Below are 12,571 nucleotides of genomic sequence, written 5' to 3' on the forward strand. Positions count from 1 at the left end.
GTGCCGGGGCAACGGCGCAACCCGCCCGGTCAGGCGCTCTTGCGCGGGGCCGTCTTCTTCTCGGCGGTCTTCTTGGCCGGGGCCTTGGTGGCCTTCTTCTCCGTGGTCTTCTTTGCAGCGGTCTTCTTCGCCGGTTCCGTCTTCTTCGCCGGGGTCCTGCCGGCGGCGGCCTTGCGGGCGGGGGTCTTCTTGGCCGGTGCGGCCTTCGACCCCGGGGCCTTCGCCGCCTGCTTGGCCGACCGGGCCGACGAGATCGGCGTCGGCTCACCGGCCCCGCCCGCCGGTGCCTCGCCCCGGGCGACCCGGGCCCGCTCGACGGACGCCTTCAACGCCGCCATCAGGTCCACCGCGGCGGCCGGTGCGGCCTCCTCCTCCGCCGGCTGGACCACCTCACGGCCCTCCACCTTGGCGTCGATGACCTCCTGCAACGCCGCCCGGTAGTCGTCGGTGAAGGCGTCCGGCTGGAACTCCCCGGCCATCGAGTCGATCAGCGAGGCGGCCATCGCCAGCTCCGGCGGGCGGACCTTGAGGTCCTCGTCCAGGAAACCGAAGTCGGGGGTACGCACCTCGTCGGGCCAGAGCATCGTGTTGAGCAGCAGCACCCCGTCGCGGACCCGCAGGGTGGCCAACTGCTCCCGTTGGCGCAGCGCCACCTTGACGATCGCCACCCGCTCCGAGTCGGCCAGCGCGTCCCGCAGCAGCACGTACGGCTTGGTGGCGGTGCCCTCGGGCTCCAGGAAGTACGCCTTGTTGTAGAGGATCGGGTCGACCTGCTCGGCGGGGACGAACTCCAGCACGTCGATCGCCCGGGAACTGGTCAGCGGCAGGTCGGCGAAGTCGGCGTCGGTCAGGATCACCAGCTCGCCACCGCCGAGGTCGTACCCCTTGGCGATGTCGTCGTAGCTGACCTCCTCGCCGCAGACCGAGCAGGTGCGCTTGTAGCGGATCCGGCCGCCGTCGTCCCGGTGCACCTGGTGGAACCGGATGTCCTTCTCCTCGGTGGCCGAGTAGAGCTTCACTCCGATCGAGACCAGCCCGAACGACACCGCTCCCTTCCAGATCGCCCGCATCCCCTGCTCCTCTCCCCGATCTGACCAGGATCGCAAACGATCGAAGCCCCCGCACGCGCTTCCGTGCGCAACTACAGTCGGACAGGTGCCCGGCGCGCCGTTGAAGCCGATGCTCGCGATGACCGGGCCGCTCCCGGTGGGTGCCGGCTGGGCCTACGAGTTCAAGTGGGACGGGGTACGCGCGCTCGCCGACCTGGTCGGCGGCCACCCGCACCTGTACGCCCGCTCCGGCGTGACGATCACCGCCGCGTACCCCGAGCTGGTGACCCTGGCCGAGCAGGTCGACGACGCGCTGCTCGACGGTGAGGTGGTCCTCTTCGACCCGGCCGGGCAGCCTTCCTTCACCGCCCTGGCGGAGCGGATGCACGTGCGGGACCGGGCGAAGGCGGCCCGGCTGGCGGCGACGATCCCCGTCACCTACATGATCTTCGACCTGCTGCGGTTGCGGGGCGAGGACCTCACCGGGTGGCCGTACCACGAACGGCGGGCGGCGCTCGACGGCCTGGGGCTGGGGGCGGCACGGTGGGCGGTGCCACCCTCCTTCCCCGACGGTGCGGCGACCTACCAGGCGGCCGGGGAGCACGGCCTGGAAGGGGTGCTGGCCAAGCGGGCCGACTCGGTCTACCGGCCCGGGGTGCGCTCGCCGGACTGGGTCAAGGTCAAACTGGAGGTGACCGGCGACTTCGTGGTCGGCGGTTGGCGGCCCGGGGCACGGAAGATCGGCGGGCTGCTGGTCGGGGTGCCCGGCCCGGACGGGCGACTCACCTACCGGGGGCGGGTCGGCGGCGGGATCGGCGCGGCCCTGGAACGGGACCTGCTGGGCGCGCTCGAACCGCTGCGCGTCGACGGAGCGCCGTTCGCCGGGGACGTGCCGCGCGAGGACGCCCGGGGGGCGATCTGGGTAACCCCCCTCATCGTGGTGGAGGTCAAGTACGGCCAGCGCACCCCGGACGGGCGGCTGCGGTTCCCCCGGGTGCTGCGGCTGCGCCCCGACAAGCCGCCCGGGGAGGTCGAGGATGCCTGAGCGGGTGCGGGTCGAGGTGGACGGCCGGGCGCTGGACCTGTCCAACCTGGACAAGGTGCTCTATCCGGAGGCCGGCTTCACCAAGGGCGAGGTGATCGACTACTACACCCGGATCGCGCCGGTGCTGCTGCCGCACCTGGCCGACCGGGCGCTGACCCGGATCCGCTTCCCCAACGGCGTCACCGGCGGCTCGTTCTTCGAGAAGAACGCCCCCGCCGCCACCCCCGACTGGGTACGCACCGAGACGCTGCCCGTGCCCGGGTCGAGCAAGGGCCGGGAGACCATCGACTACGTGGTCGCCGACGACCTGCCCACCCTGGTCTGGCTGGCCAACCTGGCCGCCCTCGAACTGCACACCCCGCAGTGGCGGATCGGCACCCACCCGGACCTGATGGTCGTCGACCTCGATCCCGGTCCGCCGGCGACCCTGCGGCAGTGCTGCCAGGTGGCGATCCTGCTGCGCGACCGGCTCGCCCTCGACGGGGTGTCCGCGTATCCGAAGACCTCCGGCAAGAAGGGCATGCAGCTCTGCTGCCCGATCAGCGCCACCCAGGACGCCGAGGTCGTCTCCGACTACGCCAAACGGATCGCGCAGGAGCTGGAACAGGCACACCCGACGCTGGTCGTCTCCCGGATGGCGAAGAACCTGCGCCCGGGGAAGGTCTTCATCGACTGGAGTCAGAACAACGCGGCGAAGACGACGGTCACGCCGTACTCGCTGCGGGCGCAGTCGAGCCCGGCGGTGTCCACGCCGTTGACCTGGGACGAGGTGGAGGCGGGGGCGGCGGGGAAGCGACCTTCGGCGAAGCCGTACGCGGCGGGGGAGGTGCTGCGACGGGTGGAGAAGTGGGGGGACCTGCTCGCGCCGCTGCTCGACGGCGGCCCCGAGCTACCGGGGGTGCGGGCGAAGTGAGCCGGGTCAGCGCTTGACGGCTGGTGGTTGCTACTGGTCCTCGGCCTGCTGGTGCGGCCGGTTCTCCCTGATCCACGCCTCGACGGCGTCGCGGTCCCAGATCCGCATGCGTCCGTTGCCGACCACATCGACCGGTTCGGGGAATCCGGGCCTCCGGACGAGTTCGGTCGCCCGCGTGCGTGACACGCCACCGAGCATCTCGGCGACGTCGGCCAACGCGGCAAGTCTCACGTCGCGAACGTAGGCACAAACTGGGTTGCCACTTCGACACTTGGCTACTTGACGGTGGCGAAGTGGCAAGTGAGGCTGGTGGGGTCGTCGCCTGGATGGAGGTTGACTTCGAGGTCTATCGGGTGTCCACGCGATGGACGCGGTGGTGAACCACGTCCAGTGGAGTGAAGGCCGCCACTGGACCGGGTGACAACGGCGAACCAGTGGTCACGACCTGGACCCGCACGAGGACCAGAAGAGAAGCGATGGCGGTTCGGGCAGGAGCGCGCAACTCCGGCCCCGAGCCTTGATCCACTAACGAGGAGTGGACCCAGTGAGCAAACGTACCTTGCACCCAAGATGGTGCGCCCCAGGTTGTCTGGTGGACGCAACACATCTGAACAGGCCGCACGTGTCGCGGCCGGTACTCGAAGCCTGCTTGCCCAGCCCGGCGGCGATCTCGGCCGGCAGCGGCACGGCCTGCTGGGTCTTGCCGTCGCCGTGAACGACCGGCGACACGCCGGCGGTGAGCTGGCTCGCCGGCCTCGTCGTTTCGGCCCGTCTTCCCTGGTCGAAGCGGTGGCCGGGCGGGGCCGACCGGGTCACCTGTCGATGACGGCGCCGTTCGCGTCGATGCCGTGGTCCCGCCAGTAGACGTCCCACTCGTCGTCGACGTGCTGCGGCACCTTGCCCTCCGGATAGCGGACGTAGGGGGAGGTCGGTTCCTGCCCGTCCGGGAAGCAGGCGCTGCCGCCCTGCCCGCCCACCGCGATCGCCGGGTACTGGCCATCGCCACAGATGTTCTCCCGATAGCCGCAGCCGCTGGTCACCATCAGCCCGCTCAGTCCGACCCCGGCAAGAGCCATCATGATCCGCATTCGCATGTGGTCCATCCTGGTCGCGGTGACGACCACTGTCATGCGTACGCGTACTCGACCCGGTGGGCCGGAGATCCCCCGCGTGCGAGGGGTGTCCCTGTCGGTCCGGTCCTGCTCCCTCGCACGCGGGGACGATTCCTCGGATTCGCCGGTGCCGCGCCCTGATCCGGTCGCCCGGTGGTCCTAGCCGGGCTGCCAGGCCCGGAAGTACCAGCCGTTGTACTGGCTGTCGGGCAGGGTGCGGTACACGCAGCCGCCCATGACCTCACCACCCGCGCTGACGACATCCTGGCGGAAGAGTTCGCACTCGTCGTAGGTGGCGAAAGCGCCGTTCCAATCGAATGGCACGGCGACGGCCGGGGCCGGCTGGACCGTGAAACTGACGGCTGCGGCTGCGGTGGCGACCACCGCGAGGCGGGTGAGCCTGCGGCGGAACGGCTGTGGCATGGCGAGTCCTTCCGGAGTGGTGAGGAGCCTGCCCGACGATCGTAGATTGACGTCCAGCGATCGGTGATCCGCCATTCGGGCAGCCCGGAACGGTCGGTGTCGGGGAATCTCCCCGTTGCTGTCCGCCGGTCGCGGAACCGTTCACCAACCCGGCAACCCGGCTCTGGTGGCGGCCGTCGCTGGGCCTTTCGGTGGCGGGTGGGCCCGGTAGGGTGAGGCGATCCGTCCGGACAGGAGGCCCGATGGCTGCCCCGCTTGCCGTCACCCCGTCGACCGATGTGCCTGAGCAGGTCGATCGGCCGCTGTTGACCTACTACGACGACGCGACCGGGGAACGGACCGCGCTGACCGCGAGTCAGCTCGGTGGTTGGGCGGCGCGCACCGCGGGCCTGCTGCGCGACGGGTGCGGGCTGGGGCCGGGCAGCCGGGTCGCGGTGCTGCTGCCGGCGCACTGGCGTACCGCTGCGGTGTTGCTCGGGGCGTGGTCGGTGGGGATGGCGGTGTCGTTCCGACCGCGCGCCACCGCCGGGCTGCCGGTGCTCGAACCGGGCGGCGACCGGCCGTACGACGCGGTGTTCGTCACCCCGGAGCGCCTGGACGACTGGCTGGAGGACGTACCCGACGGGGTGCACCGCTACCTCGTCGGCACCGGGCCGGGGTCGTTGGCCGACGTGCCGGCGGGATGGCTCGACTGGTCCGTCGAGGTGCTCCGGCACACCGACACCCCGCCCGACTACGCCGCCGTCCACCCGGCCGCCCCGGCCACTCCGGACGGCACGAGTTACGCCGTCTGGGGGCGGCTCGCCCGAGAACTCGCCGGGCAACTCGACCTGCGCGCCGGTGACCGGCTGCTGGTCGACGCGGCCGAGCACGAGCAACCGGTGAAGTGGCTGCTCGCGCCGCTGTCGGTGGGTGCGTCGGTGGTGGTCTGCGGCCACCTGGACCGGTCCCGTCTCGACGCCCGTCTCGACGCCGAGGGGATCACCCGGGTTCTCTGACCGTGGGGCGTGCCGGCCGACGCCCTAGGGGGTCCCCTGAGGACGGTCGGTGGTGACGACGCGGGTTTTCACCGATGGCCGGCGCGGTACGACGGTGGCAGCGTTTCCCCATGGCTTCCCGACCCGTACGCCGGTGGCGTCAGCTCGTCGTCTGGCTGCACGTCGTCACCTCGGTGGGGTGGATGACCCTGGCCCTGGTGCTGTTCGTGCTGCTGGTCACCAGTCTGACCACCCGGAGCCCGACGGTGGCCGTGAGCGCCACCTCGATGGCCCAACTGCTCGACGGCCGACTGCTCGCTCCGCTCGCCAACGCCTCGGCGTTCACCGGCTTCATGCTCGCCGCCGCAACCCCGTGGGGGTTCTTCCGGCATTGGTGGGTGCTGGTGAAGTTCGTGATCACCCTGGTCCAGCTCTACCTGGGCATCTTCGTGCTGAGCGGGGCGCTGGCCGACAGCGCGTCGGCGGCGGCCACCGGCGCCACCGGCCCGACCCTGCCGATGGCCGTGGGCTCGGGCCTGATGGCCGGCGCGATCGCCTTCCAGGCGTGGGTGTCGATCGCCAAGCCCTGGTCGACGACCCGGTGGATGCCAGCGGACCGCCGGCAGGTCTCCGCCGGGACGGCACCCCGCTGGGTGTTCGGCGCCACCGTCGTCGGCGTCGTGGTGGATCTCACCGTCGCCACGGTCCTCGGCCATCCGACGCCGCTGGTCTCGCTGGCGATCCTGGCAACCTGGCTGGTGCTGCGCCGCCGCCCGACACCACCCCCGCCGGCACCGCGGACTGATGACTCGACGACGCGGACCGATGAGTTGACCAAGAGGTTTGCGTCACCGACGCGTCGGCACCCTTGATCGACTCAATGGAGGCGATATGGCGGTGTCCGACGTCGTGCGACACCGCCATATCGCCCCCGAGGTGGCGATCAAGGGGTGGGCGGCCTCAGCAGGTGGTGTTGCTCGCCGGCACCCAGCCGTCCATCGACGGGTCCTCGGCGCCGTGGCCGTAGATCCAGGTGTCGTTGTCCTCGGACCAGCCCTGGCCGTGCCAGCGGAACCCACGCCCGGCGGTCAGGGTACGGAGCACGTGGGAGTGCGGCGCCGCGCGCAGCCAGGTGTTCTGGGTGAGGTTGCACAGGTAGCCGGGCGCGTCGCTCGCCGAGGCCGGCGAGGCGGCCACGGCCGTGCCCGGGATGACGACGATCGCGATCGCCAGTGCGTGCAGAAGTCGGCGTTTCACACGGATTCCCTTCGACAGGTCGATGTCCAGCGTCGACTGTGGACAGTACCCACCGGGGGAGACAGAACCTGTCGAAGGAGGCGCGGATCGAGGGCGGGGTCAGTCGACAGTGGGCAGGGGCGGGCCGAGGACGTCGTCGGCGTCCACGATCGTGTACGCGTACCCCTGCTCGGCGAGGAAGCGCTGGCGGTGCGCGGCGTACTCGGTGTCGATGGTGTCCCGGGAGACCACCGTGTAGAAGTGCGCCTGCCGCCCGTCGGCCTTCGGGCGGAGCACCCGACCCAGCCGCTGCGCCTCCTCCTGCCGGGAGCCGAACGTCCCGGACACCTGGATCGCCACCGCCGCCTCGGGCAGGTCGATGGAGAAGTTGCCGACCTTCGAGATGACCAGGGTGCGCAGCTCGCCGGACCGGAACGCGTCGAACAGCCGCTCCCGCTCCTTGTTGGTGGTGGAACCCTGGATGATCGGCGCGTCGAGGTATTCGCCGAGCTGGTGGAGCTGGTCGATGTAGGCGCCGATCACCAGCACCTGGTCGTTGGGGTGCCGCTGCACCAGCGCGCGCACCACCGGCAGTTTCGTGCGGGCGGTCGCCGCCATCCGGTAGCGCTCCTCGGCCTCCGCCGTCGCGTACGACATCCGCTCCGCGTCGGTCAGGGTGACCCTGACCTCGGTGCACTCGGCCGGCGCGATCCAGCCCTGCGACTCGATGTCCTTCCACGGCGCGTCGTACCGCTTGGGGCCGATCAGGCTGAACACGTCGCCCTCCCGGCCGTCCTCGCGGACCAGTGTCGCGGTCAGGCCCAGCCGGCGGCGGGCCTGGAGGTCGGCGGTGAACCGGAAGATCGGCGCGGGCAGCAGGTGCACCTCGTCATAGACGACCAGGCCCCAGTCGCGGGCCCCGAACAGGTCCAGGTGGGTGAACGCGCCGCCGCGCCGCGAGGTGAGCACCTGGTACGTGGCGATGGTGACCGGACGGATCTCCTTGCGCTCGCCGGAGTATTCCCCGATCTCCTCCTCGGTGAGCGAGGTGCGGGCGATCAGCTCCCGCTTCCACTGCCGGCCGGCGACCGTGTTGGTGACCAGGATCAGCGTGGTCGCCTTCGCCTCGGCCATCGCCGCCGCGCCGACCATGGTCTTGCCCGCGCCGCAGGGCAGCACCACCACCCCGGACCCGCCGGCCCAGAACGCCTCCACCGCCTCCCGCTGGTAGGACCGCAACGTCCACGGCTTGCCGCCGTCCTTGCCGGCCTCGGCCAGCTCGATCGGGTGCGCCTCGCCGTCGACGTACCCGGCCAGGTCCTCCGCCGGCCAGCCCAGCTTGAGCAGCGCCTGCTTGAGTCGACCCCGCTCGGACGGGTGCACCCGGATCGTGTCGTCGTCGATCTTGTCGCCGAGCATCCCGGCGAGCTTCTTGCTCTTGGCGACCTCGATCAGCACCATCCGGTCCAACCCGCGCAGCACCAGGCCGTACGCCGGGTCGTTGGCGAGCTGGAGGCGGCCGTACCGGTCCATCGTGTCGGCCACGTCGACCAGCAGCGCGTGCGGCACCGGATAGCGGCTGAACTTCAGCAGCGCGTCGACCACCGCCTCGGCGTCGTGGCCGGCGGCGCGGGCGTTCCACAGGCCCAGCGGGGTGAGCCGGTAGGTGTGCACGTGCTCCGGGGAACGCTCCAGCTCGGCGAAGGGCGCGATCGCCATCCGGCAGGACTGCGCGTCCGGGTGGTCGATCTCCAGCAGCAGCGTCTTGTCGGACTGCACGATCAGTGGTCCACCGCTCACGCCAGGTCCTCTCCTCGGCCGGATTCCCCGATCAGCGGCGAATCCCGCCGCAGGTCGACCATCCAGTGTTGCACGGGGGTGGGAGACTGCCAGAAAATCTTCGCAATGGGTGCAACGTTTCCCAGAGGACACACGTCTACCAGTGGGACGACCGATCCGGGGAGGCACATGATGCAGGTCCGCCACAGAGCCCGGGTCGTCGCCCTGGCCATGGTCATGCTGGTCGGCGCCGGTGGGTGCGCGTCCGATCCGCAGGCCGACCCGGGTGGCACTGGAGGAGGGCTCGCCCCGGTCGGCAGTGCGGAACAGGTAACGGGGGCGGGTGCCGCCTCCCTGCCCGACCAGCTGACCGGGTCCGACAAGAAGCCCCGGCCCAAGGCGAAGTCACAGCCGAAGGCCCGCGCCACCAAGACCCCGAAACCGTCGAAGGGACGCCGCGCGCCCACCCCGACGAAGGCCAACCTGACCCGCTGCCAACTCGGCGAACACCAGCGTGAGGTGGAGACGTACCTGGCCCGGCTGGGCGGGTTCGGCACGCTCACCGTGGACGGTCGGCAGACCGACGCCGACTGCGCCGCGATCAAGAAGTTCCAGCAGCGGTACGACATCCGTCCGGCCGAGGGTCGCGCCGGCCCGTTGACGCTCGACGTGGCGAAGCGCCTGGCCACCACCGACGTCAAGCGCTGCTCCGCCGGCTCCGGCACCACCTTCTGCGTCGACCTGACCCGGCAGACCACCTGGGTGATGCGCGACGGCAAGGTGGTCGCCAAGCCCACCGTCACCCGGACCGGAATGGCCGGCTACGCCACCCCCGCCGGCACCTACAAGGTGAACCTGCGCAACCTCAAGGAGTGGTCCAACCCGTACGAGGTGTGGCTGCCCTACTGGCAGCGCTTCAACGGCGGGATCGGCTTCCACGAGACCACCACCTACCTGCACAACGCGGGGATCGGCTCGCACGGCTGCGTCAACCTGCTGCACGCCGACGCGGTGCGCTGGTGGGAGTTGGGCAAGGTCGGCTCCCGGGTCGTCCTGGTCGGCCGCCGTCCCGGCACCTGATCCGCCCGTCCCACCCCGCCCGTCTCGGTCCGGCCCGTCGGTAGTTGTCCATAGGGGCCGGATGGGGGTGTTTCCCCCTGTCCGTCCTGGCAACCGGGTGCCACCCTGGAAGCCGGGGGCCGGACGGGGTGGGAGGGCTGGGATGACCGTCGATCACGAGATGATCGCCGAGGACGCGTCGCACGGCGACCGGGTGACACCGACCGACGAGGTCTCCACGGCCACCATGGTCGGGTACGCCGTCGCCGGGATCGCCGTCGTCGGTTGGTTCCTCTTCGGCTGGCTGGTGCAACGGCAGGGCTTCATCGACTCGGTCGGTGAGGCCGCCGGCACCACCTTCGCCCTGCTGCTCATCGTCTCCGTCATCGGCACCATACGCCGCAGCCGCCGCTGACCCGGGTGCGCCCGGTGGCCGGGCGACCGGCGGCAGGCGACCGGCAAGCGCCGTCCGGCGGGCGGGCCCGGTGCCGCCGGGCGGTCAGTCCTCCCGCACGGCCGCGGTGATCCGGTGCAGGGCGAAGGTGTGCAGCATCTCGGTCCGCTCGTCCTCGGCGCGCAGGTAGCCGGCACCGATCGACACCGGCCGCAGCAGCCGGGACAGCGTCGCCCCGTGCGCGTCGACGTAACCGACCCAGACCAGCGCCTTGTCCCGGACCGCCTGCTGGAGCACCGCCAGGGCCTCGGCGTGACCGTGCGCGGGCACCGGGCCGGCCGCCGCACGGGCCGCGCCGCCGCGTACCACCGCCGGGGCCCGCCGGGCCGCCCGCGCCGCCGCCTCACCCCGCCGGATCTGCTCCACCACACCGAGCAGCCGGGGCAGCGCCAACCGGGGCGTGGCCAGCGGGTCCACTGCCCGGCCGGTCAGCGGCACCCGGGCCGGGGCCCGCCGGACCCGGGGCCGGGACAGCACCATCGTGCCGCTGGCGTCCTCCGGCACCGGGGCGTAACCGGCGTCGCGCAGCGCGGTCAGCATCCGCCCCACCTGGTACGAGGTGCAGAGCACCGTCGGGGCCAGCCGGCGGAACGCCAACGGCGTCAACCGCCGGTCGGCCAGCACCTCCGCGAGGAGCGCCTCGTCGTCACTGCGCACGTACCCACCGGCGGAGCCGACCCGCAACCCGCCGTGCTGACGGGCCACATCGTCCACCAGATAGGTCAACCCCTGCGGGATCGGGGTACGCGACCGGCGGCGGAACAGTTCGTGCAGGTCGTCGGCGGTGTAACCGGCGTCCAGGGCCCGCCGGATGCTGGCCGTGGTGACCCGGTGCACGCTGGCCCCACCCGCGGACTCCGGCTCGGTCACCGCCTCCAGCTCGCCGGCCAGCGTCGGGTCCGGTGGGCCGGGCACCACCACGCTCAGGTCGGCCTGCACCAGGAAATGGTCGACCGGGGCGGGAAGCAGGGCGTCGAGCGCCCGCACCGTGCCCGACGGGTCGCCGCTCTCGGTGTCGGCGCGCAACCCCAGCGGGTCGTCCCCGCCCCGCTCATCGGGCTCCGTGACCCCGGCGAGCAGCAGCCGCCCGTACGAGGTGAGCGCGCCGAGGCCGGTCACCCCGAGCCGGGCCGCCTCGGTCAGCACCTCCCGGTGCGCGGCCTCCCGCCCCCTGCTGCGCCGGGGCGCCCGCCAGTCGAGCAGCGCCAGCACCTCCTCGGCGGTGGGGGCGGTGGCCGGTTCCAGATCGGCCAGCACCCCGAGCACCGCCCGGCGGGCGGCCGGCGCACCGGCCCGTTCCGCCTCGGCGGAGAGCACACTGATCGGCCGGTCCCGGTCGTCGCGCTGCCCCACCAGGCCGGCCTGCCGGCTCATCGTCAACCACGCCCGGGCCAACTGCTCCCAGCGGTGGGCCAGCGACATCGCCCGCCACACCTCGTACGCCCCGGTGGGCAGCACCTGCTGCTCGCCGCCGTACCGGCTGGCGGCGGCGGGCAGGTCCAGCTCACCCAGGAGGCCGGCCGCGTACGCCACCTCGACCAGGAGCGCGGTCGTCGGCTCGTCCAGGGCCACCGAGCGGGCCAGGCGGCGCAGGTCGCGGACCCCGACCCCGCCGGACCGCAGCACCGGTGCCGGCTCGGTGGCCAGCGCCTCCAGCAGCGCCTCGGTGTGCCGTACCACCTCCATGGTCTGCCCGACCCCGGCGGAGTCGGCGGCCTTCGCTTCCCGGGGAGGTGCGTCGACCGGCGGCGGGCTGGCCCGCAGCGACCCGAGCGGGCCGGTGTCCCGGCGCAGCAGCAACCCCACCTCGCGGGGCAGCTCGACCGTCCCGGGGGAGACCGCCACCAGCAGCCGGGCCTCGACCAGCCAGCGCACCGGCGACCCGGTCGGGGCGCCACCGTTGGTGGGGTCCGGCGGCAGGTCGCCCTCCGCGCCGAGCGCCGGTGCCTGGAGCGAGCCCGGCGGCACGCTGCCGACCGGCGGGCCGGCGGCGAGCCGGTCCAGGATCGCCCGCGCCGACGGGGGCGCGGCGAGCAGCGTCCGGCGCAGCTTCGCGGCGTCCGCGCAGAGCGCCGCCGTCCGTAGGTCCAGCTCCTGCGCCGACCGACCCAGACCTGCCGGGTACGGGGCGAGTTCGTCCACGCTGCCGGCGACCCGGAGCGCCTGCTCCGGGCCGTACAGCAGGAACCGGGCGCGGAGCCGGTCGACCGCGCTCCGGACGGTGGTCGGGGCGGGCGGGTGCGGTCCGGCGGTGGCCATGGCGAGCACCGCGTCGGTGGAGGTGGTGCCGTCCGAGGGATCCCGGGTGAGTCGGGCGGCGTCGAGGATCTGGAGGGTGAACTGGTCCAGCCCGTCGAGCGCGCGGGCGACCGACACCCGCGACTCGGCCCGCAGGGCGAGCGCGGAGACGTCGGCCGGCACCGGTACGACGAGGTCGGGCCGCAGCTGGAGCAGTGCGGCGAGCGCCTCGTCGGGCAGCGCGCGCAGCTGGTCGGCGAGTGAGGTGGTCATCGTCGTTCCACGC

The 12,571-nt window shown here is 72.4% G+C and carries 13 protein-coding genes; 6 read left to right on the top strand and 7 right to left on the bottom strand.

Going from position 1 to position 12,571, the window contains the following annotated elements; genetic code table 11:
• Window positions 1-29: 29 nt before the first annotated feature.
• A complete protein-coding gene (locus ACQP1S_RS02800; protein WP_432902619.1) occupies window positions 30-1,070 on the bottom strand; it encodes a Ku protein in 1,041 nt (346 codons plus the stop codon).
• 85 nt (window positions 1,071-1,155) lie between these two features.
• On the opposite strand from ACQP1S_RS02800, the gene ligD (ACQP1S_RS02805) reads away from it, so the two are divergent.
• Together ligD (ACQP1S_RS02805) and ligD (ACQP1S_RS02810) are read left to right on the top strand one after the other, a co-directional pair.
• Window positions 1,156-2,094, top strand: a complete 939-nt coding sequence (gene ligD / locus ACQP1S_RS02805) for a non-homologous end-joining DNA ligase (protein WP_432902622.1) — start codon at window positions 1,156-1,158, stop codon at window positions 2,092-2,094.
• Window positions 2,087-3,007: a non-homologous end-joining DNA ligase gene (gene ligD / locus ACQP1S_RS02810; RefSeq protein WP_432902625.1), complete on the top strand. Its 921-nt coding sequence runs from the start codon at window positions 2,087-2,089 to the stop codon at window positions 3,005-3,007. Before ligD (ACQP1S_RS02805) ends, ligD (ACQP1S_RS02810) begins: the two co-directional genes overlap by 8 nt.
• 30 nt (window positions 3,008-3,037) lie before the next feature.
• On the opposite strand, the gene ACQP1S_RS02815 is transcribed toward ligD (ACQP1S_RS02810), so the two are convergent.
• The 3 genes from ACQP1S_RS02815 to ACQP1S_RS02825 all read right to left on the bottom strand — a co-directional run bounded on the left by ACQP1S_RS02815 (window position 3,038) and on the right by ACQP1S_RS02825 (window position 4,542).
• Window positions 3,038-3,238, bottom strand: coding sequence for a helix-turn-helix transcriptional regulator (locus ACQP1S_RS02815; RefSeq protein WP_432902628.1), 201 nt, complete (start codon window positions 3,236-3,238; stop codon window positions 3,038-3,040).
• A gap of 581 nt (window positions 3,239-3,819) precedes the next feature.
• On the bottom strand, window positions 3,820-4,101 hold the full coding sequence (locus ACQP1S_RS02820) for an SCO0607 family lipoprotein (RefSeq protein WP_176738948.1): 282 nt from the start codon (window positions 4,099-4,101) through the stop codon (window positions 3,820-3,822).
• 177 nt (window positions 4,102-4,278) lie between these two features.
• Window positions 4,279-4,542 carry a hypothetical protein gene (locus tag ACQP1S_RS02825; protein WP_432902632.1) on the bottom strand — a complete coding sequence of 88 codons (264 nt, stop codon included), beginning with the start codon at window positions 4,540-4,542 and terminating at the stop codon, window positions 4,279-4,281.
• 242 nt (window positions 4,543-4,784) lie between these two features.
• Here ACQP1S_RS02825 and ACQP1S_RS02830 point away from each other — a divergent pair, with 242 nt between their 5' ends.
• Window positions 4,785-5,540 (top strand): TIGR03089 family protein, encoded by a 756-nt coding sequence (locus ACQP1S_RS02830; RefSeq protein ID WP_432902635.1) that lies wholly within the window; start codon window positions 4,785-4,787, stop codon window positions 5,538-5,540.
• Window positions 5,541-5,650: 110 nt separating this feature from the next.
• A complete protein-coding gene (locus tag ACQP1S_RS02835; protein WP_432902638.1) occupies window positions 5,651-6,391 on the top strand; it encodes a hypothetical protein in 741 nt (246 codons plus the stop codon).
• 88 nt (window positions 6,392-6,479) lie between these two features.
• Here the strand turns inward: ACQP1S_RS02835 and ACQP1S_RS02840 are convergent, their stop codons facing one another.
• Both ACQP1S_RS02840 and ACQP1S_RS02845 read right to left on the bottom strand, forming a co-directional pair.
• Window positions 6,480-6,776 (bottom strand): hypothetical protein, encoded by a 297-nt coding sequence (locus ACQP1S_RS02840; protein WP_432902641.1) that lies wholly within the window; start codon window positions 6,774-6,776, stop codon window positions 6,480-6,482.
• A 99-nt stretch (window positions 6,777-6,875) separates the two neighbouring features.
• Window positions 6,876-8,555 (bottom strand): DNA repair helicase XPB, encoded by a 1,680-nt coding sequence (locus ACQP1S_RS02845; RefSeq protein ID WP_432902644.1) that lies wholly within the window; start codon window positions 8,553-8,555, stop codon window positions 6,876-6,878.
• Window positions 8,556-8,723: 168 nt separating this feature from the next.
• Between ACQP1S_RS02845 and ACQP1S_RS02850 the strand changes: the two genes are divergently transcribed.
• Both ACQP1S_RS02850 and ACQP1S_RS02855 read left to right on the top strand, forming a co-directional pair.
• A complete protein-coding gene (locus tag ACQP1S_RS02850; protein ID WP_432902647.1) occupies window positions 8,724-9,614 on the top strand; it encodes a L,D-transpeptidase family protein in 891 nt (296 codons plus the stop codon).
• A gap of 142 nt (window positions 9,615-9,756) precedes the next feature.
• Window positions 9,757-10,008: a hypothetical protein gene (locus tag ACQP1S_RS02855; RefSeq protein ID WP_432902650.1), complete on the top strand. Its 252-nt coding sequence runs from the start codon at window positions 9,757-9,759 to the stop codon at window positions 10,006-10,008.
• Window positions 10,009-10,092: 84 nt separating this feature from the next.
• On the opposite strand, the gene ACQP1S_RS02860 is transcribed toward ACQP1S_RS02855, so the two are convergent.
• Window positions 10,093-12,558, bottom strand: coding sequence for a helicase-associated domain-containing protein (locus tag ACQP1S_RS02860; protein WP_432902652.1), 2,466 nt, complete (start codon window positions 12,556-12,558; stop codon window positions 10,093-10,095).
• Between the last annotated feature and the right edge of the window lie 13 nt (window positions 12,559-12,571).

Origin of the sequence: Micromonospora matsumotoense, assembly GCF_050951065.1 — a bacterium.
In the GTDB taxonomy this organism is placed as follows: Bacteria; Actinomycetota; Actinomycetes; order Mycobacteriales; family Micromonosporaceae; genus Micromonospora; species Micromonospora matsumotoensis.

Bases quoted from the DNA above. Each gene is read 5' to 3' on its own strand.
- ACQP1S_RS02830 (WP_432902635.1), top strand. From the start codon at position 4,785: ATGGCTGCCCCGCTTGCCGTCACCCCGTCGACCGATGTGCCTGAGCAG.
- ACQP1S_RS02860 (WP_432902652.1), bottom strand. From the start codon at position 12,558: ATGACCACCTCACTCGCCGACCAGCTGCGCGCGCTGCCCGACGAGGCG.
- ACQP1S_RS02820 (WP_176738948.1), bottom strand. From the start codon at position 4,101: ATGCGAATGCGGATCATGATGGCTCTTGCCGGGGTCGGACTGAGCGGG.
- ACQP1S_RS02800 (WP_432902619.1), bottom strand. From the start codon at position 1,070: ATGCGGGCGATCTGGAAGGGAGCGGTGTCGTTCGGGCTGGTCTCGATC.
- ACQP1S_RS02855 (WP_432902650.1), top strand. From the start codon at position 9,757: ATGACCGTCGATCACGAGATGATCGCCGAGGACGCGTCGCACGGCGAC.
- ACQP1S_RS02835 (WP_432902638.1), top strand. From the start codon at position 5,651: ATGGCTTCCCGACCCGTACGCCGGTGGCGTCAGCTCGTCGTCTGGCTG.
- ACQP1S_RS02825 (WP_432902632.1), bottom strand. From the start codon at position 4,542: ATGCCACAGCCGTTCCGCCGCAGGCTCACCCGCCTCGCGGTGGTCGCC.
- ligD (WP_432902625.1), top strand. From the start codon at position 2,087: ATGCCTGAGCGGGTGCGGGTCGAGGTGGACGGCCGGGCGCTGGACCTG.
- ACQP1S_RS02850 (WP_432902647.1), top strand. From the start codon at position 8,724: ATGATGCAGGTCCGCCACAGAGCCCGGGTCGTCGCCCTGGCCATGGTC.